The sequence below is a fragment of the Actinoallomurus iriomotensis genome (assembly GCF_030269445.1).
Taxonomy (GTDB): domain Bacteria; phylum Actinomycetota; class Actinomycetes; order Streptosporangiales; family Streptosporangiaceae; genus Actinoallomurus; species Actinoallomurus iriomotensis.
In genome coordinates, this window is record NZ_BSTJ01000007.1 from 322,141 (window position 1) to 341,982 (window position 19,842).

A 19,842-nucleotide genomic window follows, 5' to 3' on the forward strand; every position below is an offset into this window, starting at 1 on the left:
TCGCTTGACGTCGACTGCGTGTTCCCTTGTGAGAGGGGGTGACCGGTGATCCGCGAGAACCCGCCGGTGCTGTTCCGCGCCGCCTGCGTCCTCACGCTCGACGGGCCGGAGACCGAGGCGTTCGCCGTGGACGGCGACCGGATCCGCGCCGTCGGCGACCTGGCCGCGCTGCGGTCGCGGTTCCCCGGCGCCCGCGAGGTCGATCTCGGCGCGGCCACGGTCGTCCCCGGCCTGCACGACGCCCACGTCCACCTCGTGCACGCCGCCGAGGAACTGCTGCGCCTCGACCTGTCGGCGGCCGCGGTGAGCGGGGTGGAGGACCTCCTGGGCCGCGTCGGCGCGGAGACGCGTACGACCGAGGCCGGGACCTGGATCCGCGGCGGCCGGTACGACGACGCCAAGACCGGGCCGCTCACGCGCTGGGACCTGGACCGGGCCGCGCCGGACCACCCGGTGCTCGTCGTGCAGGTGGCCGGGCACTGGGGCGTCGCGAACTCCCGCGCGCTACGCGAACTGGGCATCGACGAGTCCTCGCCGCCTCCGGCCGGGGGAGAGTACGGCCGTTCCCCCGACGGGCGCCTGGACGGGCGGCTGATCGAACGCGCGCTGCTGAACGTGGCCTATCGGGGGACGGCGCGCGGCGGCGCCGTGCTGCCGGCCGCCTCGCCGGAGGAGCGGCTGCGGGGCCTGGAGCGTGTCGTCCGGCGGTGGCACGCCGCGGGCCTCACCTCGATCTGCGACGCGCTGGTCGCGCCGCCGGACGTGGAGCTGCTGCGGCGGGCGCGGGACCGTGGCCTGCTGACGCTGCGGGTCGGCATGCTGCTGTCCTTCGACCACTACGACCGGGCGCGCGCCCTGGGGGTCGGGAGCGGCTTCGGCGACGACTTCCTGCGCTTCGTGGGGGTGAAGGCGTTCGCGGACGGGGCGGTCGGCGGCCGCACGTGCCTGCTGTCCGAGCCGTACGCCGACGGCGGCGGCCACGGCATGCAGACGACCTCGACGGAGGACCTGTTCGAGGCCGTGGCGACGGTGCACCGGGGCGGCGACCGGATCGGCGTGCACGCGAACGGCGACGCGGCGATCCGCCTGGTCCTGGACGCCTTCGCCGCCGCGCGGCGGGACTTCCCCCGGCCGGGCCTCCGGCACCGCATCGAGCACTGCTCGGTCGTGGACGAGGACATCCTGGCGCGGATGCGTGACCTGGACGCCGTCGCCGTCCCGTTCGCGGGCTACGTCGCGTACCACGGGGACGCGCTGAACCACTGGTACGGCCCGTCGCGTACGGAGCGGATGTTCGCGCACCGGTCCTTCCTGGACGCGGGCGTGACCGTGGCGGGCTCGTCGGACCATCCGTGCGGCCCGTACGAGCCGCTGGTGGGCGTCCAGTCGATGGTGACGCGGGAGGGCCTGGACGACGGGGCCCCGGTCGGCGTCTCGCAGCGGGTGAGCGTGGAGGAGGCGCTGCGCGTCTACACGATCGGCTCCGCCGAGGCGGAGGGCGTGGCCTCCACACGCGGGCGCCTCGCGCCCGGGTACGCGGCCGACTTCGTGGTCCTGGGCGAGAACCCGCTGACCGCCGACCCGCACGGCATCGCGTCCATCCCGGTGCACGCGACGTATGTCGCCGGCCGCCGCGTCCACGGCGGCGTTTGATGGTCGCGCTCGCCTCCTCACTCGCTACGCGGACGGCTCGTCCCTCACCGTCCACTCCGCTCGCTCGTCGGCTCGCCGCACGCATTTGCCGGTCGCGCTCGCCTCCTCACTCGCTACGCGGACGGCTCGTCCCTCACCGTCCACTCCGCTCGCTCGTCGGCTCGCCGCTCCGGGTCAGCCGACGAGTTCCAGGGCGAGGGTCAGGCCGGCGGCGTGGCGTTCCTCGGCGGCGATGTCGGTGTCCTGCAGGACGAACATCGCGGCGTTGATCGAGGCCAGGGCCATCACGCACTTGAGCTGGGTGAGGGCCGGGGCGTCCCGGTCGGTCAGCAGGCGGACCATCGTGCGCATCCGCTCCTGCAGCTGTTCGCCGACGGACAGCTCGCGCATCGAGGAGCGTACGTCCTGGAGCAGCCGTCGCATGCCGGGCGGGCTGTCGTGGGCCAGCCGGGCGTACCGCTGGACCAGCTCCCTGCGGGTCTCCGTGGTGCGGGGCTGGTCGCGGAGCCAGGCGATGGTCGCGTCGATCTCGGCGATGAGGCCGTCGAAGAGGCTGACGACGATGTCCTCTTTGCTGTTGAAGTGGTAGTAGAGCGCCGCCTTCGTCACGTGGAGACGCTCGGCGATCTCCCGCAGCGAGGTCTTCTCGTAGCCGTGCTCGGCGAACAGCTCCAGCGCCGTCGCCTGGATCCGCTCGCGTGTGTCGCTTCGGCGCTCGCCCATCCCCCGCCCCACCTGCCTTACTTGACGCCCGGTTAGTTGGTAGCTTACCGTACGGCAAGTAAGATTGCTATTGGTGGGAATCGGGGTACCTGATGTCCTTTCGGGGAGGGGTGGACCAATGACGGTCACGGACACCGCGGAGGTGACTCCGCCGGAGACGGCGGCACCACCCAGGAGCACGCGGTCGATCTACATCGCGATGATCGGCCTGATGCTCGGCATGTTCCTGGCCATGCTCGACAACCTCATCGTCGGTACGGCCCTGCCGACGATCGTGGGGGACCTCGGCGGCCTCGCCCACCTGTCCTGGGTCGTCACCGCGTACGCGCTCGCCACCGCGGCCGCGACGCCCATCTGGGGCAAGCTCGGCGACCTGTACGGCCGCAAGGGCATGTTCATGTCCGCGATCGTCGTGTTCCTCGCGGGCTCCGCGCTCTCAGGCATGTCGCAGAACATGGACCAGCTCATCGGCTTCCGCGCGCTGCAGGGTCTGGGCGCCGGCGGTCTGATGGTCGGCGCGATGGCGATCATCGGTGACCTGGTCCCGCCGCGCGAACGCGGCCGCTTCCAGGCGCTGATCGGCGGCATGATGCCGGTGGCGTTCGTCGGCGGACCGCTGCTCGGCGGCTTCCTGACCGACCACGCCAGCTGGCGCTGGGCGTTCTACGTGAACCTGCCGCTGGGCGCCGCCGCGCTGCTGGTGACCGGCCTGGGCATGCGCCTGCACACCCAGCACGTCAAGGCCAAGATCGACTTCATCGGGGCGTTCCTGCTGACCGTCGGCGTCGTCTCGCTCACCCTGGTCGCGAGCTGGGGCGGCACGGAGTACCCCTGGCTGTCCTGGCAGATCATCGTGCTGGCGATCGTCGCCGTCGTGACGCTGGTGCTCTTCGTGTACGCCGAGAGCAAGGTGTCGGAGCCGATCCTGCCGCCCCGCCTGTTCCGCAGCCGCAACTTCAGCGTCGCGCAGATCCTCAGCTTCCTGGTCGGCGCCGCGATGTTCGGCGCGGTCAACTTCCTCCCGCAGTACATGCAGTACGTCCAGGGCGCCTCGGCCACGGCGAGCGGCCTGCTGCTCCTGCCGCTGATGTTCGGCATGCTCATCGTGATGCTGACCACCGGCCAGCTCATCACCCGCAACGGCCGCTACCGCATCTACCCGATCATCGGCGGCGCGATCCTGACCGCCGGCATGCTCATCCTCCTCATGCTGAAGGTGGACACCAGCACGGCGGCGAGCTCCGCGCTGACCCTCGGCGTCGGCCTGGGCATGGGCTTCATCATGCAGAACACGATGCTGGTCACCCAGAACAGCGTCGAACTGCGTGACATGGGCGCGGCCAGCGGCTCGGTCACCCTCTTCCGCACGATCGGCGGCTCGCTCGGCGTCGCGCTGCTCGGCTCGATCTACACCAACCGCCTCCAGGACACCCTGTCCGAGCACCTCGGCTCCAAGGCCGGCGGCTCGCTGACCGACGGCGGCGTCCACGTGACCCCCGCGGCCCTGCACAAGCTGCCGCAGATGGTGCGCGACGCGTTCGAGCTGGGCGTCACTAACGGCGTGCACGGAGTGGTCGTCGGCGGGGCCGTGCTGGCGTTCGCCGGGTTCCTGGTCGCCTGGCTGATCCGCGAGGTGCCGCTGCGCGGAAGCGGCCCGGCGGCCGCCCCCGCCGCCTCGGCGGCTCCGGCGGCGGTGTCGGCCGCGCCGACGGCCCCGGCCGCGTCGGTCGCCGGGCCCGCTCAAGGCGTGGGTCGTCACGCGGCCCCGACCGTCGTCGACCCTGTGCCGCCGCGCGGCAGCGTGATCCACGGTTTCGTCGGCAGCCCCGAGGGCGCCCCGGCGACCCGGGCGGTGCTCACGCTGATCGACATCCAGGGCCACCAGCTCGGCCGCACGTCCGCGGGGGCGGACGGCCGGTACGAGCTGACCACGCCGGGCGCGGGGACGTACGTCCTGGTCGCGTCGTCGGAGGGCCACGAGCCGCAGGCGAGCACGCTGGTGGTCGGCGACCGGCCGGTGGAGTTCCACCCGGTCCTCGCGGGCTCGGCGGGACTGACCGGCCTGGTCCGCGACGCCCACGGCGAACCGGTCCCGGACGCCCGGGTGGTCGTGACCGACCTGTACGGCGAGGTCGTGACGACCGGCACCACGGGCGCCGACGGCCAGTACGCCTTCTCCGGCCTGCCCTCCGGTGCCTACACCCTGGCGGTCAGCGCGGCGACGCACCGCCCGACCGCGATCCCGGTCGAGCTGAACGGCGCGCGCACCCACAAGGAGATCGAACTCCCCGCGGGCGCCCGCATCGGCGGCACGATCCAGGCGGAGGGCCGCGGCCCGCTGCCGGACGCCCGGGTCACGCTGGTGGACGCCCAGGGCAACGTCGTGGGCGTCACGACCACCGGCCCGGACGGCACGTACACCTTCGGCGACCTGACCAGCGGCCAGTACACGATCACGGCCTCCGGCTACCCGCCGGTCGCCTCCTCCGTGGTGCTGAACGGCAAGGACGAGGAAGCCCACGACGTGTGGCTGGGCCACTGATCCGGCACCTGACCGGCCGACCTCCGGTCTGACTCACGGGCGACCGCCGTCGACGGCGGTCGCCCGTCGCGTTTCAGGCAGGGCGGAGAGGTCGAGGACCGCGTCAGCCCGTGGTCTTCACGCCGGTAGCGATCACGCTGAGCCGAGGCCGGCCACGATGACCGTGGTCAGCCGGCTCAGGTAGGCGTCGTCGACCGGTCCCTCGTCCAGCAGAAGGCGCACCAGCAAGGGCGAGATCAGCAGGTCGAGGCCGAGCTCGTGGTCGATGTCGGCGGGCAGTTCGCCGCGTTCGACCCCCCGGCGCAGAACGGCGGCGGCAGCGGCACGACGTGGTCCGGCCACCGCCTCGCGGAGCGCGGTGCCGAGTTCGGGACTGCGCGTGGTCTCGGCCATCATGTCCAGCGCGATCCGTCTGACCCACGGATCACCGGCCTGCGCGACGATCACATCCAGGAAGCCGCGCACATCGCCGGCCAGAGACCCCGAATCCGGCACATCTGGCACGTTCCGGCGCACCGCCGCCTCGAGCAGGTCGAGCAACATGGCCTGCTTGGACGGCCAGCGGCGGTATATGGCGGCCTTGCCGACGCCGGCCCGCCGAGCCACCGCGTCGACGGACATGCGGGCATATCCGGTCTCGGCCAACTCGTCGAACATCGCGGTCGTGATCGCGCTGGTGACGGACTCCTGGAGCACGGCGGCGCCGGCCGGCTCGCGCTTGTGCGGCATGCCGCGCAGTATATCCACGACGGAACGGTTGCGTTCCATCGTTCTCCTCACTACGCTTCGCCGGGAAGCGTCGGAACGGACCCGTTCCGACGTATCGGAGGGGAGTCGGTCATGAACATCCACCCGCTGCGCATCGGTCGCACCAAGGTCCCGTTCGGCCAGTTCTACGGTGGCCTGCAAGGGTTCTCCGTCAGCGAGTTCGCCGCCGACAAGGACCACTTCATCTGGGTGCCGATCCACGCCTACCTGCTTGAGCACCCGACCGTCGGCCCGCTTCTGGTGGACACCGGGATCAGCCCGGCGCAGGCCGCGCACACCGACTACTACCGCGGTTCGATCATGGAGCACGTGATGGACGCCGACGAGTACGACCTGCCGGCCGAGGAGACGATGCCGACCCGGCTCGCGCGGCTCGGCCACCGCCCGGAGGACATCCGCGCGGTGTTCATCACGCATTTCCACGAGGACCACGTCGGCGCGCTCAACCTGTTCGCGCACGCCCCGGCCTACCTGGGCGCGGCCGAGTACGCGGCGCGCGAGGACAAGGTGTTCGGCCTCGTGCCACTGGCCTACCCGCCGTCGATCGCGGCGATCACCGACTGGCGCCCACTCGAATTCACCGGCCCGGCCCTCGGCGGTTTCGCCGGTTCAGCGGACGTGTTCGGCGACGGCAGTGTCATCGCTCTGCCCACCCCGGGGCACAGCCCCGGCAGCACGAGCGTGCTGGTCGACCACCGGTTCCTCCTGACCGGCGACGCGATGTACACCATCCGGCACCTCGCGGTCGACCAGGTGCGCGCCATCCAGACCGGCGGCGAGACGCGCTATGTCGACTCGATCCGCCGCATCCAGTGGCTGCGCCGGGAACTCCCGGAACTGCTCGTCCTGACCTCGCACGACCACACCGAATACGGCGAGCGGTTGATCACCGGCCTGGCCGCCGGCCAACTGTCCGATGCGGACCTCGCCTGGGCCAAGTCCTACGAACGGGCCACCTTCGACGAACTCGCCAACATCAACCCGGCCCGGCTCCCTCGCTTCGTGCCGGCAGCGGACGGCGGCTCGGTCGGCCACGCCGAGTGAACGACGTCGCGCTCCCCTCCGGGACGCGGTTCGCCTCCCTACCAGGACCAGTAGTAGCGGCCGTCCGCGGCCCAGGTGCTCGGGACGGTCTGACGGATCGCGAAGGCCATGCCGAGGCCGCGGGCGATGTACTGGGTGCGGTCGATCCGCAGGCTGTAGGCGTGGCCGTTGTCGTCCCACCACTGCTCGTGCTGGCTGAGGCAGGTCCGGCCGGTGAAGTAGGCGTTGGAGCAGGACGCCGGCGCGGTCCACCGCTGCCTGTGGCGGAAGTGGACGACCGTGCCGGCGGCCGGGGACGTTATGGTGCCGGACGCGTCCAGGCAGTAGCCGGCGGACGGAATGGTCCACCGCACGTAGTGCTGACGGCCGCCGTCGGAAGGCAGATCCGTCATGTTTCCGCAGCCGGCGTCGCCGATCTTTTCCGACGTGACGCGCTGCACCTGGGTGACCGGCTTGCCCTGGCCGCCGGAGTACCCCTCCAGCTCCACCCAGTCGCCGCGGCGGACGAAGCGCTCCGCGTAGGCGGGCGGCCACTGCGCGGGGTCTCCCCAGGAGATGTCGCTCGTCGATGAGTCCTGCGGGCTCCAGGCCCACTGGCCCCCGACCTGGCTGCCGGACCAGTACTGGCCCGCGGAGCGAGAGAACATGCGCGAGTAGTCGCCGTAATTCTCCGCCGCGGCCGTGGCAGCCGATCCGGATGCCAGTACGACCATCGCCGACCCGGCCGCCGCCAGCGCCGAAAGCCTCTTCCGCATGCGTGTGCACCCCCGCCTGATGACAACGTCTGAATTCGAGCCGGAAAGTATCAGGGAGGATCGGCCGCATCGGCACGCTTCAACGATTTTGGTAACGCGCGGTCGACTCAGCGGCTCCAGGCGGTGGAGCCGCCGATCAAGGCGTCCGCGACGGTGTCGCGGACCTCGGCGTGCGACGGCGTCGGCAGGCCGCGTGCGTCGGCGACGCGGCGCAGGGACGTCATGGTCACGTCGTGCAGGCCGCAGACCGTGAAGCGGTCGAAGGCGCTCATGTCCGGGTCGACGTTGAGGGCGAAGCCGTGGCTGGTGACGCCCTGGCGGATCCGCATGCCGATCGAGGCGACCTTGTGATGGTCCGGGGTCCAGACGCCGGCCAGGCTGGTGGAACCCGGCGGAGTGTCGCGGCGGAGCGCGGGGAAGCCCAGGCGGCCCAGCGCCTCGATGAGGCCGTTCTCCATCCAGCGGACGATGTCGACCGGCCCGTGCCGGCCGATGTCCGCCACGAGATAACCGACGAGCTGCCCGGGACCGTGGTAGGTCGCGAACCCGCCCCGGTCCACCTCCACCGTGCGTATCCCCAGGTCGGCGGGGAGATCGGCGGCGGACGTGCGCGGGCCGTACGTCACGATCGGCGGATGGCTCAGCAGGAACAGCCGGTCTCCGGCGAGACCCTCACGGCGCTCCTTCACCCATCCCGCCATCCGCTGCCGTGCGTCCTCGTACTCGACCTCACCCAGGTCGACGCGTTCGAGCATGTCACCCTCCGACGAGCCTGATGAACACCAGCCAGTATCGTCCGGGCTCAGGCGCTACGGGCCGGGGGATCGACGCGGCGCAGGCCGCGCTCGGTGGCGGCGAGCACGCCGACGCCGTCACGGGCCGCCAGGGCGTTCACCGCGCCGGTCGTGTCGTCCCGGCCCGCGGCCCGGCCGGTCTCGGCGTCCAGCCACACGACGCCCGAGTCCAGGCCGACGGCCAGCCACGCGCCGTCGGGAGTGAAGCACAGTGACGCCGACGCGGCCTGACCCGGCGCGATGTCGTCGTCGATGCGCAGGTCCCAGGCGGGTTCGCCGGACCGCGTCCAGATAACGGCGACGAGCCCGCGAGGTCCGCGCCGGCCGTGGTCGGGACGGACCCAGGTCGCGAACCTGCGCCCGTCCGGGGCGAAGGCGACGTCGGTGACGATCTCGGGGCATTTCCCGGTGGGGAGCCCGGTCGTGCGCTCGTAGCGTTTCCGTAGGTTCCCGTCGTCGCCGACGTCGAGCACGGTCGGCCACCACGTGCCCTGCATGGAGTTGCCGACCGCGAGCACCGTCCCGTCGGGGCTGAACCGCGGCACCACGCTCCAGTCGCCGAAGCCGGCCGGCTCGCAGACCGCCTCGCCGCGACCAAGGTCGATCAGGCGCACGCACTCAGACGCGGGGACGACCAGATACCGCCCGTCGGGGGACGGCACCGGCGTGCCGTACATGTCGTCCGGGAGCGCCTCCAAGGGGAGCTCACGAGAGCGCCGGAGGTCGGCCCAGTCCCGCGACCACACCGAGTCGCCGTCGGAGAAGGCCAGCGCCGTGCCCCCGCCGTACGGGCCGCGGACGGGCCTGCGCCCGCCCACCCGGATGACCTCGACCGGCGCGATCGACGGTGCCAGCCGCCACCGTACGAGCACCGCGCCGGAGAACGCGGTGGTCAGCGCCTCCGGCCGATCCGGGTGGACCGCGACACGCCCCTGCGGGCTCACCGCGGCCTCGTCCAACGTCAGTTCCACCGGGCGCCCGGACGCTTCCACCATGGCGACCAGTCGTTCTCGCAGCTCACCCGGACCGGTCAGGTCCGAGGCCAGCGCGCCGAACGGGTCGCGCAGTCCCGGATCGGCGCCGCGTTCGAGCAGCAGCTCGACCACCGGCACCCAGTCCTCGTCGGAGGCGGCCCGCCGGGCGGCGTCGTGCAGCGGCAGGCCCGGCCCGCCGGTCCGGTGCGGAGCTCCGGCCTCGACCAGCAGCCGTGCGACGCGCGGGTCGCCGGCCATGTCCAGCGGTGTTCCGCCGCGCGAATCGAGCGCGGCGGGGTCGGCGCCCGCGGCGAGGAAGGCCCGCACCACGTCCAGGCGGTCGTTCTCGACCGCGATGTGCAGCGGCGTCTGGCGGAACAGGTATCGCGCCGCCAGCCCGCGCGGCCCGGCGGCCTCGGCGAGGAGCTCCGCCACCTCGCCACCGGCCGCCCAGTGCAGCGCCGTGTCGCCGTTCGTCCGGGCGGCGAGCGGATCCGCGCCGCGTTCGAGCAGCAGCCGGACCGCCGGCGCGGAATCGGCTCGCCACGTGGCCGCGATCAGCGGGGTGATGTCCATCCAGCCCCGGACGTTCACCGACTCCGGGTCGGCGTCCAGCAGCTCCGCCAGCCGGTCCGTGTCACCGGCCGCCGCCGCCTCGATGATCGGGTGATCGTTCCGCAAGACACTTCCTCACCAGAGCCGACGACTGCCCGCAATCTATCGGTGGATCAGCGGGCGTACGCGGCGGCGAGGGCGTGGAAGACCTCCTTCGGCTCCCACCGGGTTTCGTCGAGGAACTTCACCACCCCGTACGAGGCGAGGTCGAGGTCCTCGCGCGGGTCCGCCCGGTGCGGCAGGCCGTACCCGGCGAAGGTGAACCAGAAGGCGCCGTCCACGCCTTCCTCCTCGAAGATCTCCAGCAGTTCGCGCAGGTAGGAGACCTGTTCTCCCTCGTCTCGCACGTAGTCGCCGTTGATGCGGGAGGACCGGCGGTCGGCGATCATCCAGCCGGTGCCGCCGCGGCCGGCCGCGCCGCGGAACGCGCAGCAGCCGAACTCGCTGACCACGACCGGCCTGCCGTACGCGAACCGCCGGCGCAGGTCGGCGCGGAACCCGGCGGCGTTCGACTCGTCCCGGTACGCGTCGACGGAGACGATGTCGAACGGCGTCCAGTCGACGTCCTCCCACAGGCCCGACGCGTAGGTGACCTTCCCGCCGAACCGCCGCCGCACGGTGCCGGCCGCCTCGGCGAGGAAGCCGTTCACCTCCCGTACGAGGGCGGGGAAGGCGGCCACGACCTCCGGGTCGCCCGACATGACGCCCTGGATCCGCTGGAAGACGTCCTCGCCGGGCAGGAAGCCCGCCGCGAACAGGCTCAGCTCGCAGCCGGTGACGAAGACGACCTCCGCGTCCCCGCGCCGCAGGTCCTCCGCGTGCCCGGCGCACTCCTCGAACAGGCGCAGCATCGGCTCGGGCGTCAGGTCGCAGGGGAACGGCGAGAACCAGACCTCCAGCCCGGCCTCGGCCGCGTACCGTCCGGCGACGGCCAGCCGCCCGGCGTCGTCGCCGGTGATCCGTACGGCGTCGCAGTGCAGCCGGTCGGCGATGACGCGCATCTCGCGCCGTACGGTCTCGTGGTCGAACCGCTCACGTGACAGCCGGCCTCCCGGGCGGAACCCGGTGTCGTAGGTGATGCCTCCGCGCATGGTGCTCTCTCTCGTGTCGCTTGCCCGCGACCAGCGTGATCGAGCCCTCGAGCACCCGGCAGATCGATGTGTCCACGATTCGCAAGTACAAGTGTCCTATTTCGCAAATTTTTGGGTATCAAGGCGGCGACCATGACCTTGGAGGTATTCATGAGAGTCACGACAGCCGTGGTCCTCATCTGGCTTATCATCGGCGCCATCGCCGCCGGTCAACGGCACTACTACAGTCGCGGCCCGAGTAACTGCTCCCAGGCCGGCACGCTCCTCGTCACGATCATCGCGGGCCCGCTCAACTACGTCGGCGTGAACCCGAAGATCTCCTGCAAGACCCCCGAACCCAGCAAGTGACCCACACGTGGCACGGGGACCTCGCCGCGAACGGCGGGGTATCTCGTTGCCCTCCGTCGAGGCGAGGGCGGCAACCGCGCTCGGCCGCCCTCGCCTGACGGCGGACCCTCCTACCGGGTCAGGTCCCACAGCCGGATGCTCCGGTCCTCCGCGCCCGTGACCAGGGTGCGGCCGTCCGGGCTGAACGCGAGCGCGTCGATCCGGCCCTGATGGCCGTCGAGGACCCCGAGCCGCGTGTTGGTGAGGATGCCGTTCAGGAGGACCTTGTGGTCCTGGCCGGCGCTCGCGAGCGTCCGGCCGTCCGGGCTGATCGCGACGGCGTCCACCACGCCCCGGTGCCCGGTGAACACGCCCATGCCCAGGTGGGTCCGTACGTTCCAGAGCAGGACCTTCTCGTCCTCCCCGCCGCTGGCCAGCATCCTCCCGTCACGGCTGAAGGCGATCGCGTGCACCGGCGCGGCGTGCCCGTCGAGCACCGCGGCCTGAGCCCACGACGCGGTGTTCCACAGCCGTACGGTGTGGTCCAGCCCGCCCGCGGCCAGCAGGGACCCGTCCGGGCTGAACCGCACCGAGGTCACCGCGCCGCGGTCGTCGCGGAGGACGCGTACGGTCCGGCGCGTCCGGACGTCCCAGACACGGATGGTGTGGTCACGGGAACCGCTGGCCAGATAACGTCCGTCGGGGCTGAAGTCGACCGACCAGACCTCGGAACGGTGCCCGGACAGCACCGCGAGCTGCCGGTCGGAGGACAGGTCCCAGAGACGTACCGTCCGGTCGTCGCCGGCCGTGGCCAGCAGCCGGCCGTCGGGGCTGAACCGCACGCCCTCGATCGGCGCCGTGTGGCCCGGTAACTGTGCCAGCTCGACGCGCCGCGCCACGTCCCACAGGCGGACCGTCGTGTCCGACCCGGCGCAGGCGAGTCTCCTGCCGTCCGGGCTGAACGCCACCGAGAAGATGTTCGTGTCCGACTTCAGCCGGGTGGACGGGAAATGGATGCCGAGGTGCACGACCGGCGGGGCGGGCGCGGCCGCCGGCGCCCGGTGCGGGGGACGCCGGGGCAGCCAGATCGCGGCGGCGGCGACGCCCAGGGCGAGCGTCAACAGGAGGGCGAGCAGGAGCGGCGTACGCGAGCGGCGGCGTCGTGGCGGCGCCGTCTCCTCCTCCGCCTCCGGGGGCGGCGGCTCGGCGGGTTCGGGCTCGCCGCCGGTGAGGCGGGAGAGGTGCGCCGCGAGGACGTCGGCGGGCATGCGCATGCTCGGCTCCTTGGCGAGCAGCCCCGCGATGACGGGGGCCAGCGGCCCGGCCCGGCCCGGCGCCGGCGGGTCGGTGGTCAGCAGCGAGACGAGGACGGTGGCGACCGTCTCCCCGTCGAACGGCGGCTGCCCCTCGACCGCCGCGTACATCGTCGCGCCCAGCGACCACAGGTCCGACGCCGGCGTGGCCTCAGCGCCGCGCGCCTGCTCGGGCGCCATGTAGGACGGCGTGCCGAGCATGGCCCCGGTCTCGGTGAGGACGGTGCCGCCGTCGAGCGAGGCGACGCCGAAGTCGGTCAGCACCGTACGGTCGCCGTCCAGGATGACGTTGCTCGGCTTGACGTCACGGTGCACGACACCGGCGGCGTGCGCCGCGCGTAACGCGGTCAGGATCTGCGCGCCGATCTCCGCCACCCGCGAAGGCGGCAGCGGCCCGTCCTCCTTCAGCACCCGCGCGAGCGTACGGCCGTGGACCAGCTCCATGACGATCCACGGCCGGCCGTCGTCACGGACGACCTCGTGCACGGTGACGATGCCGGGATGACTCAGCCGCGCGGCGGCGCGTGCCTCCCGAAGGGTGCGCGCCCGCAGCGCCCCGACCTGCTCGACGTCCAGACCGGCCGGAAGCCGGATCTCCTTGACGGCCACATCACGGCCGAGTGACTCGTCGTGCGCCCGCCAGACGACTCCGATGGCACCTTCCCCGAGGACCTCGATCAGCCGGTACTTCCCACCGACGAGTCGCTCACTCCCCATCGTCACGCTCCGAGCGTAACCGGACGCGAAGCGTGCATCTCGGAATCATCTGTTTTGGCGGTGCTGGTCCAGGGGGGCGACCCCCTGGAACCCCCGATGTGAGGGGCTCCGCCCCCCACGCCCCCCACGGGCTGAGGTCTCAGCGTCCCTCCTCCGCGGAGAGGTTTGGAAGAGATCCGGGAAGTGTGTCGGGTTGGGGCGGTGGTGTTCGTAGCAGGGGTGAGGCCGCCGCAGGGCGCGGCGTGACCGGCTTCTCATGAGGAGACACCATGACCGCCACGTACACCTTCGACGTCTTCTCCACGCTCGACGGGTTCGCCGACCACGACGGCGACTGGGGCGGCTACTGGAGCAAGCAGGGGCCCGAATTCCTCGCGTATCGCGCCGCCGCCTACCGCGACCCGCTGCGCATGGTGCTCGGGGCCAAGACCTACTCCTCGAACGCGCCGTTCCTCAGCCCGGGCTTCGACCGCGGCCTGTTCGACGGGTGGATCACGCGCATGTTCGACTCTCCGGTCACGGTGCTGTCCCGCCGGCTGACCGAGCCGCTCGACTGGCCGGACACGACCATCGAGTCCGGCGATCCCGTCGAGGTGGTCAGGCGGCTCAAGGCCGAATCCGACGTGCCGCTGCGTTCCCACGGCAGCCTGACGCTCAACCGGGCGCTGCTGAACGCCGGCCTGATCGACACCATCGAGGTGACGGTCTTCCCCGTGATCTCCGGGACGACCGGCGTGGACCGGATCTTCGACGGCGCGGACGACTTCGACCTCGAACTGCTCTCGGCCCGGACCTTCGACGGCCACACGCAGATCCTGACCTACCGCCCGACCCGACACGCCTGACCGGCGACGGGGCGGCCGCCATAGGTTGGCGTCGTGGACGGAAGGCAGGTCGGCGACCGTCTCGGCGGTCTTTCCCTCGCGGCTCGGGCGGCTCTCGCGGCGTCAGTGGCCGGTCGGCTCCTGCCGTACTTCCGGCGGTTTCACGAGGAGACCGGGCAGGGTGATCCGGCGGTGCTGCGGAGCGCTCTCGACGGCGTGTGGGATCGGTTGGAGCACGGGGCCGCCCTGGACGTCGTCACCGTGGGCGTGGCCTGCATGGAACAGGCGTTCGTCGCCGCGGACTTCGGGTTCGCCCTCGCCGGGACGAGGGCGTGGGAGGCGTGGCGGGTGGTGAACGGCGCCGCCACCCCGCTGGCGGAGAACGCCGTGCACGCCGCCTGGGCCGCGGCCGCTGCCTGTCATGTCGCCGTCCACGGCCGGGTCACCGAAACGCTGCACTGCCTGCGGTACGGCCGAGACGCCGCACTGGCCGAGGCCCTCTCACGGCGGAAGGACGCCCTCGCGGAGAGCGATCCGCTGGTGGAGAAGGAAAACCGCCGCCAACTGCGCGACCTGGACATGCTGGAACGCTCGGGACCCACGGCTCGGGTCCTCGCCGAGCTGCGAACCCCGGCTATCTGATGACCAGGTGCGACTTCTCCGAGAGCCGGCAGCGGACCCTTCGCTTGCACAGCTGCGTCTGGGTCACCGTCGCGCCGCCGGAGTTCGCGTTGATGATGGTCTGGGCTCCGCGGATGAAGTTGGGGCTGTTGAAGGGAGCGGAGACTCTGTTGTGGCTGCCATTACCGTTGTGCTGGTCGCCGCCTCCCCAGTACATGGCGAGCCCGGCGCGGGTCGACGCCCGGCTCTCAGGCGCGGCCGTCAGGCAGGCCACGGCCGGCAGCAGGAAGACCATGGCGTAGAGCGCACTGCGATCGAGCATGCGTCCTCCTGATGGTGTCAGTGCGCTGTCGGCGATGGCAGTCGTACCCGCCTACCGCTGGCGACCACCCCCTTTGCACTCGCATATTACGAATGACGTTCCTGGGCATTTACTTGTGCGTCGTAGGCCCCCTGGGCGGCGGCGACCTCCTCGATGTGCGTCTCCGCCCAGTCCTTGATGGCCCGCATCACGGGCAGCAGGCTGACGCCGAGCGGGGTGAGTTCGTAGTCGACCCGTACGGGGACCGAGGGGGTGACCGTACGGGAGACCAGGCCGTCGCGTTCGAGGCTCCGCAGGGTCTGGGTCAGCATCTTCTGGCTGACGCCGGCGACGGTGCGGGACAGGTCGCTGTAGCGCTGCGGACCGCCGGCGAGCGCGTTGAGGAGGAGGCTCACCCACTTGTCGCTGATCCGGTCGAGCAGCGTCCGGGCCGGGCACGTCGCGAGGTAGGCGTCGTACGCGACACGCGCGTCCTGGCGTCGCTGGGCGGCGGTGCGGGTGGCCATGGCTCTCCTCGGCGTACGGTACGCACCTCGAAGTGCGTACTCTCCATCAGAGAGTAGCTCTCCTTAGAGTCGTTCCGAAGCCTCTTCGAACGTAGGGAGATCTCATGCGAGCGGTCGTCATTCGCGGTTTCGGCGGACCGGAGGAACTGCGGCTCACCGACGTCCCGGTCCCGGTCCCGGCGCGGGGCCAGGTACTGATCCGGGTCGAGGCCGCGACGGTCAACCCGGTGGACGTGGCCACCCGTTCAGGCGCGCTCGCCGGGGCGGGCCTGATGCCGCCACGCGAGGTGACCGGCATCGGCTGGGACGTGGCGGGCGTCGTCGAGCGGACCGGGCCGGGCGTCACGGGGCTGCGCGCCGGGGACCGGGTGATCGGCCTGTCCGACCGGCTCGACGTGCCGCTCGGTACGCAGGCCGACCAGGTCGTCCTCGACGCGGACGCCGTCGCCGCCGCGCCCGCCGGCACGTCGCCGGTCGAGGCCGCGACGCTGCCGTTGAACGGCCTCACCGCCGTCCAGGCGCTCGACCGGCTCGGCCTGTCGCCCGGCGGCACGCTGCTGGTGACCGGCGCGGCCGGGGCCGTCGGCGGTTACGCGGTGCAACTCGCCGCCGCACGCGGACTCCGGGTGACGGCCGTCGCCGCACCCGCCGACGAGACGCTGGTACGGGAACTGGGCGCGGCGGAGTTCGTCCCGCGCACCGCGCGGCTGGGCGAGGCGGTCCGTGCCCTGGAGCCCGGCGGCGTAGACGCGGCCCTGGACGCCGCATCGGTCGGCGTGGCCGCCCTCGACGCGGTGCGATCGGGCGGGGCGTTCGCCGCGGTGGTCGGCGGTGCGGCACCGCCGCCGCTGCGCGGCATCCGTGTCTTCAACCACTGGATCCACGCGGACGGCGAACGCCTGCGCGACCTGGCCGCCCTGGCCGAGGCGGGCACCCTCACGCTGAGAGTCGCCGGAACCCTGCCGTTGGAACAGGTCGCCGAGGCCCACCGGCGCTTGGAGAAGGGCGGCCTGAGAGGCCGTCTCGTCTTGACGCCGTGATGCCGAGGGGGCGCTCCCTGTCACCCTCCGCTCCACCACGGTGCGTCGACGCCGCCCAAGACGGTCAGAGGTCGTGGCGCCAGTCGTTGCAGCGCATGAAATGGCCCTTGGGGAACTCGAAGTCGTGTTCGCCGGCGAACGTGAAGCCCGCCTTACGGCAGATGGCGTTGGACGCCGGATTGTCGACGGACGGGTACGCGTGGAGGCGACGACGGCGCCCCTCCGCGCGGGCCTCCTCGATGATCGCCAAGGCCGCGGCCCTGGCGATACCGCGTCCCTGGTGCTCCGGCAGGACGTTCCACCCCGTCTCGTACACCGTCTCGCCCTGCCACTCGCGCTCCCAGTAGCCGATCGTGCCGGCCTTGACGCCGCCCGGCAGGACCACGGTGAACATGCGCCCCGGCTCGCCGAGGTCGAGGTAACGCCTGTGGCGCTCCACGACCTTCTCCTCGGTCTCCGGGCCGCCCAGGTGGGCCCAGATCTCCGGCGTGTTGAGCCGTCGCAGCAGATCAAGGTCGTCCTCGGCCCACGGCTCGAGTGTTATCTCCGTCATCGTCCTCACCTCGGGACGCAGTCTGCCGCACCCCACCGACAGTGTTGGTCCAGGGGGGCGACCCCCTGGAACCCCCGATGTGAGGGGCTCCGCCCCCCCACGCCCCCCACCGGCTGGGGTCGGAGCGTCCCTTCAGGTTTTCAGGTCGCGGCGCATGCAGACGCGTGGCCAGCGGTCCAGGCCGTGTGCGGCCTCTCGTCGGCGGATTTCTCGTAGGCCGGGTGTCAGTTTCGTGTCGTCCAGCCGTTGGAATCCGCACTTTTCGTAGTACGGGGCGTTCCACGGCACCTCGGCGAAGGTCGTCAGTGTCAGGGCGGGCAGGCCGTCTTTCGTCGCGACGTCCGCGACGTGGTCGAGCAGGGTCCGGCCGATGCCGCGTCGCGCGGCGGACGGGTGCACCGAGACCTGCTCGACGTGCATCGCGCCGTCGATCACCTCGGCGATCAGGTACGCGATGGGCCGGTCGGTCGCGTCCGTCGCGACCCATGCGTGGCCGTTCCGGCGGTAGGCCGCGAGGACTTCGACCGGGAGCGGCTCGTCGTCGGTGATCTCGGGCATGCCGACGTCGCGGAAGCACTCGCCGGCCGCCCGCTCGATCGCGCGCAGGACCGGCAGCTCGGCCTCGCGGACCGTACGGATGCGCATGTGGGTCATTGTCGCGGCCGGCTCACGACCTTTCGCGGGGAGTGGGGGAGTCGACATGGCCGCGTTTTCGCAGGGGTACGCGTTCGCGGAGAATGCGGCGCATGGTGCCGTAGCTGCACTCGAAGCGTTCCGCGACCTGCCGGATGCTCCATCCCTGGGCGTACAGGCGGGCGGCGTCCTCGGCCATCAGCTGGTCGGTCTCTTCGGGCGCCGATCGCTCCAGCACGTCGCGGATCGCCGCGCGGCTGTACCGGCGGTGGCCGCCCGGCGTACGCAACGGTGTCAGCCTTCCCTCTCGCGCCCAGCGGGCGATCGTCGTCGTACGGACGCCGAAGATCTCCGCCACCTCCCGTGGTTTCAGCAGGTCATCCTGGTCTCGCATGATCTCTTTCCGTCGGACGTTCACGGGTAACTCACATCCGCGGGCCGCACGGCGGCGCCGCACCGGTGTCGGGGCCCTCGACCAGGGCCCACACGGTCTTGCCGCCGGGCTCTTCCAGGCGCCAGCCCCAGTCGCGGGAGCACGCCTCCACCAGGAGCAGCCCGCGTCCGTCGACCCGGTCGAGGGACCGCCGCCGGCGGTCGGGGGAGGCCTCGCTGCGATCGGTGACCTCGATGAGGGCGGTGTCGCCCTGGCGGGACAGGCTGAGGTGAAAGACGTCACCGAGTTTCACGGCATTCGTGACTAGCTCGGCGACAATAATGAGGGCGTTGTCGATAATGTCGTTTATCTTCCAATCAGCGAGCGCTATCTTCATCAATACGCGCGCCTGCTCGGCCGCGATCGGATGAGGAGGAAGCGGAAGCCGATACGTGCGGCTCTCCGCCATGTCCTGCGGCGATGAACACTCTTCGCCGCAGGTTTTCGTATCCGGTGCCGCGTGCAATCCGCCGCCCTCCTCGCCGTTCGCTTTTTCGTCCAGAACTGCGAACAAGAATGCATGGGGCGGGTTAATCTGTCGCCGTTCCACTCAAGACCTGGAAGATTATGGACATCACGGAGGTGCGCCGTGCTCCCCAAGCCATCCCCGGACCCGAAGTCATCGATGTGGGCCTGGCTGGCCCATGACCTGCGCTACTACCGCCTGCAGCGCGGCCTGTCCGGCGACGCCGTGGCCCGCCTGCTCAACTGCGGAAGATCCACCATTTCCCGCCTGGAGAACAACGAGGCCAAGCCAACGGAACGCCAGATGGAGATCCTGGACGCCCGCTGGGAGACCGGCGGCCACTTCACCACGCTGCTCTGGTACGCCCGCCTCGGCCACGATCCGAGCTGGCTCAAGCAGCATCTCGGCATCGAGTCCGAGGCCCTGGTCATCAAGGTTTACGAGACTCAAGTCGTGCCCGGGTTGCTCCAGCTCAGGGAGTACGCGCACGCGCTGGTCGCAGCAAGCGGTGTCTCGAATACCGATGAGATAGTCGCGAGGCGTATGGCCCGTCAGGAGATCTTGACCCGCGAAACCCCGCCCGTACTATGGGTGTTACTGACGGAGAACATACTCGACTGGCCCGTCGGAGGTTCGGATCTGATGCGTGAGCAACTCGCTCATCTGCTCGAGGTGTCGGAGCGGCCGGACGTCGGGATACGCGTCGTGCCGAAGGTGGCAGGAGCCCATTACGGCATGAACGGAAGTTTCAAAGTGATGACGGGACCCTCGGGGGATGTGGCATTCACCGAGGCGACCGGTGGCGGAAGGCTTGTGCTTTCCCCCACGGAAGTCCAGTCGTACGTTCTTCGGTATGACCGAATTGGGCAAAAAGCGTTGCCTGAAGATCAGTCTCGTGTATTAATCAAGCAGTACATGGAGGCAATGGGATGAGCACTCCCGAGTGGCGCAAGAGCACCCGCAGCGGCAACCAGGAGGGTGACTGTGTCGAGGTCGCCGTCACGGAGAGCAGCGAGTCAGCGTGAGCGCGCCGGTGTGGCGCAAGAGCACCCGCAGCGGCAACCAGGGGGGCGACTGTGTGCAGGTTGCCGTCATAGAGGGCGGCGAGTGAGCTGTCGCTAAGCGCTT

The 19,842-nt window shown here is 71.1% G+C and carries 23 protein-coding genes; 10 read left to right on the forward strand and 13 right to left on the reverse strand.

Annotated features, from left to right (window positions below; translation table 11 throughout):
• Positions 1–45 precede the first annotated feature (45 nt).
• Entirely contained in the window at positions 46–1,653 is a 1,608-nt protein-coding gene (locus tag QSK37_RS28225) for an amidohydrolase (RefSeq protein WP_285626906.1), read from the forward strand.
• A 174-nt stretch (positions 1,654–1,827) separates the two neighbouring features.
• Here the strand turns inward: QSK37_RS28225 and QSK37_RS28230 are convergent, their stop codons facing one another.
• On the reverse strand, positions 1,828–2,376 hold the full coding sequence (locus QSK37_RS28230) for a TetR/AcrR family transcriptional regulator (protein ID WP_285626908.1): 549 nt from the start codon (positions 2,374–2,376) through the stop codon (positions 1,828–1,830).
• A gap of 118 nt (positions 2,377–2,494) precedes the next feature.
• Between QSK37_RS28230 and QSK37_RS28235 the strand changes: the two genes are divergently transcribed.
• Entirely contained in the window at positions 2,495–4,918 is a 2,424-nt protein-coding gene (locus tag QSK37_RS28235) for an MFS transporter (protein ID WP_285626911.1), read from the forward strand.
• Positions 4,919–5,050: 132 nt separating this feature from the next.
• Here QSK37_RS28235 and QSK37_RS28240 read toward each other — a convergent pair whose 3' ends face one another.
• Complete coding sequence (locus QSK37_RS28240; protein WP_285626913.1) at positions 5,051–5,686, reverse strand: TetR/AcrR family transcriptional regulator; 636 nt, start codon at positions 5,684–5,686, stop codon at positions 5,051–5,053.
• Positions 5,687–5,758: 72 nt separating this feature from the next.
• On the opposite strand from QSK37_RS28240, the gene QSK37_RS28245 reads away from it, so the two are divergent.
• Complete coding sequence (locus QSK37_RS28245; protein ID WP_285626915.1) at positions 5,759–6,730, forward strand: N-acyl homoserine lactonase family protein; 972 nt, start codon at positions 5,759–5,761, stop codon at positions 6,728–6,730.
• 38 nt (positions 6,731–6,768) lie between these two features.
• Here QSK37_RS28245 and QSK37_RS28250 read toward each other — a convergent pair whose 3' ends face one another.
• From QSK37_RS28250 to QSK37_RS28265, 4 genes are all read right to left on the reverse strand, one after another.
• Positions 6,769–7,485: a hypothetical protein gene (locus tag QSK37_RS28250; protein WP_285626917.1), complete on the reverse strand. Its 717-nt coding sequence runs from the start codon at positions 7,483–7,485 to the stop codon at positions 6,769–6,771.
• Positions 7,486–7,592: 107 nt separating this feature from the next.
• Complete coding sequence (lipB, locus tag QSK37_RS28255; RefSeq protein WP_285626919.1) at positions 7,593–8,240, reverse strand: lipoyl(octanoyl) transferase LipB; 648 nt, start codon at positions 8,238–8,240, stop codon at positions 7,593–7,595.
• A gap of 47 nt (positions 8,241–8,287) precedes the next feature.
• The gene (locus QSK37_RS28260; protein ID WP_285626921.1) at positions 8,288–9,934 is read right to left on the reverse strand and encodes an ankyrin repeat domain-containing protein; all 1,647 of its coding nucleotides are present in this window, start codon (positions 9,932–9,934) and stop codon (positions 8,288–8,290) included.
• Between the two features lie 47 nt (positions 9,935–9,981).
• Positions 9,982–10,959, reverse strand: coding sequence for a glycoside hydrolase family 113 protein (locus QSK37_RS28265; RefSeq protein WP_285626923.1), 978 nt, complete (start codon positions 10,957–10,959; stop codon positions 9,982–9,984).
• A 150-nt stretch (positions 10,960–11,109) separates the two neighbouring features.
• On the opposite strand from QSK37_RS28265, the gene QSK37_RS28270 reads away from it, so the two are divergent.
• The gene (locus QSK37_RS28270) at positions 11,110–11,307 is read left to right on the forward strand and encodes a hypothetical protein (protein WP_285626925.1); all 198 of its coding nucleotides are present in this window, start codon (positions 11,110–11,112) and stop codon (positions 11,305–11,307) included.
• Positions 11,308–11,417: 110 nt separating this feature from the next.
• On the opposite strand, the gene QSK37_RS28275 is transcribed toward QSK37_RS28270, so the two are convergent.
• Positions 11,418–13,316: a WD40 repeat domain-containing serine/threonine protein kinase gene (locus QSK37_RS28275; RefSeq protein ID WP_285627574.1), complete on the reverse strand. Its 1,899-nt coding sequence runs from the start codon at positions 13,314–13,316 to the stop codon at positions 11,418–11,420.
• A gap of 269 nt (positions 13,317–13,585) precedes the next feature.
• On the opposite strand from QSK37_RS28275, the gene QSK37_RS28280 reads away from it, so the two are divergent.
• Positions 13,586–14,161, forward strand: a complete 576-nt coding sequence (locus QSK37_RS28280) for a dihydrofolate reductase family protein (protein ID WP_285626927.1) — start codon at positions 13,586–13,588, stop codon at positions 14,159–14,161.
• Positions 14,162–14,194: 33 nt separating this feature from the next.
• Positions 14,195–14,782 carry a DUF416 family protein gene (locus QSK37_RS28285; RefSeq protein WP_285579993.1) on the forward strand — a complete coding sequence of 196 codons (588 nt, stop codon included), beginning with the start codon at positions 14,195–14,197 and terminating at the stop codon, positions 14,780–14,782.
• Here the strand turns inward: QSK37_RS28285 and QSK37_RS28290 are convergent.
• Positions 14,775–15,083: a hypothetical protein gene (locus QSK37_RS28290; RefSeq protein ID WP_285626929.1), complete on the reverse strand. Its 309-nt coding sequence runs from the start codon at positions 15,081–15,083 to the stop codon at positions 14,775–14,777. The genes QSK37_RS28285 and QSK37_RS28290 overlap by 8 nt on opposite strands.
• Positions 15,084–15,169: 86 nt before the next feature.
• On the reverse strand, positions 15,170–15,589 hold the full coding sequence (locus QSK37_RS28295; protein WP_285626931.1) for a winged helix-turn-helix transcriptional regulator: 420 nt from the start codon (positions 15,587–15,589) through the stop codon (positions 15,170–15,172).
• A gap of 104 nt (positions 15,590–15,693) precedes the next feature.
• Between QSK37_RS28295 and QSK37_RS28300 the strand changes: the two genes are divergently transcribed.
• A complete protein-coding gene (locus tag QSK37_RS28300; RefSeq protein WP_285626933.1) occupies positions 15,694–16,629 on the forward strand; it encodes an NADP-dependent oxidoreductase in 936 nt (311 codons plus the stop codon).
• 64 nt (positions 16,630–16,693) lie between these two features.
• On the opposite strand, the gene QSK37_RS28305 is transcribed toward QSK37_RS28300, so the two are convergent.
• The 4 genes from QSK37_RS28305 to QSK37_RS28320 all read right to left on the reverse strand — a co-directional run bounded on the left by QSK37_RS28305 (position 16,694) and on the right by QSK37_RS28320 (position 18,762).
• A complete protein-coding gene (locus tag QSK37_RS28305; protein ID WP_285626936.1) occupies positions 16,694–17,182 on the reverse strand; it encodes a GNAT family N-acetyltransferase in 489 nt (162 codons plus the stop codon).
• A gap of 132 nt (positions 17,183–17,314) precedes the next feature.
• Positions 17,315–17,827: a GNAT family N-acetyltransferase gene (locus QSK37_RS28310; protein WP_285626939.1), complete on the reverse strand. Its 513-nt coding sequence runs from the start codon at positions 17,825–17,827 to the stop codon at positions 17,315–17,317.
• 22 nt (positions 17,828–17,849) lie between these two features.
• Positions 17,850–18,209 (reverse strand): helix-turn-helix domain-containing protein, encoded by a 360-nt coding sequence (locus QSK37_RS28315; protein WP_285626942.1) that lies wholly within the window; start codon positions 18,207–18,209, stop codon positions 17,850–17,852.
• 31 nt (positions 18,210–18,240) lie between these two features.
• Complete coding sequence (locus QSK37_RS28320) at positions 18,241–18,762, reverse strand: ATP-binding protein (RefSeq protein WP_285626946.1); 522 nt, start codon at positions 18,760–18,762, stop codon at positions 18,241–18,243.
• Positions 18,763–18,873: 111 nt separating this feature from the next.
• On the opposite strand from QSK37_RS28320, the gene QSK37_RS28325 reads away from it, so the two are divergent.
• From QSK37_RS28325 to QSK37_RS51835, 3 genes are read left to right on the forward strand one after another with little or no spacing between them, the layout of a single operon-like run.
• Positions 18,874–19,647, forward strand: a complete 774-nt coding sequence (locus QSK37_RS28325) for a helix-turn-helix domain-containing protein (RefSeq protein WP_285626949.1) — start codon at positions 18,874–18,876, stop codon at positions 19,645–19,647.
• On the forward strand, positions 19,644–19,739 hold the full coding sequence (locus QSK37_RS28330; protein ID WP_285626952.1) for a DUF397 domain-containing protein: 96 nt from the start codon (positions 19,644–19,646) through the stop codon (positions 19,737–19,739). The genes QSK37_RS28325 and QSK37_RS28330 overlap by 4 nt, the downstream gene beginning before the upstream one ends.
• Before the next feature lie 8 nt (positions 19,740–19,747).
• Positions 19,748–19,825 carry a DUF397 domain-containing protein gene (locus tag QSK37_RS51835; protein ID WP_432705612.1) on the forward strand — a complete coding sequence of 26 codons (78 nt, stop codon included), beginning with the start codon at positions 19,748–19,750 and terminating at the stop codon, positions 19,823–19,825.
• Positions 19,826–19,842 lie beyond the last annotated feature (17 nt).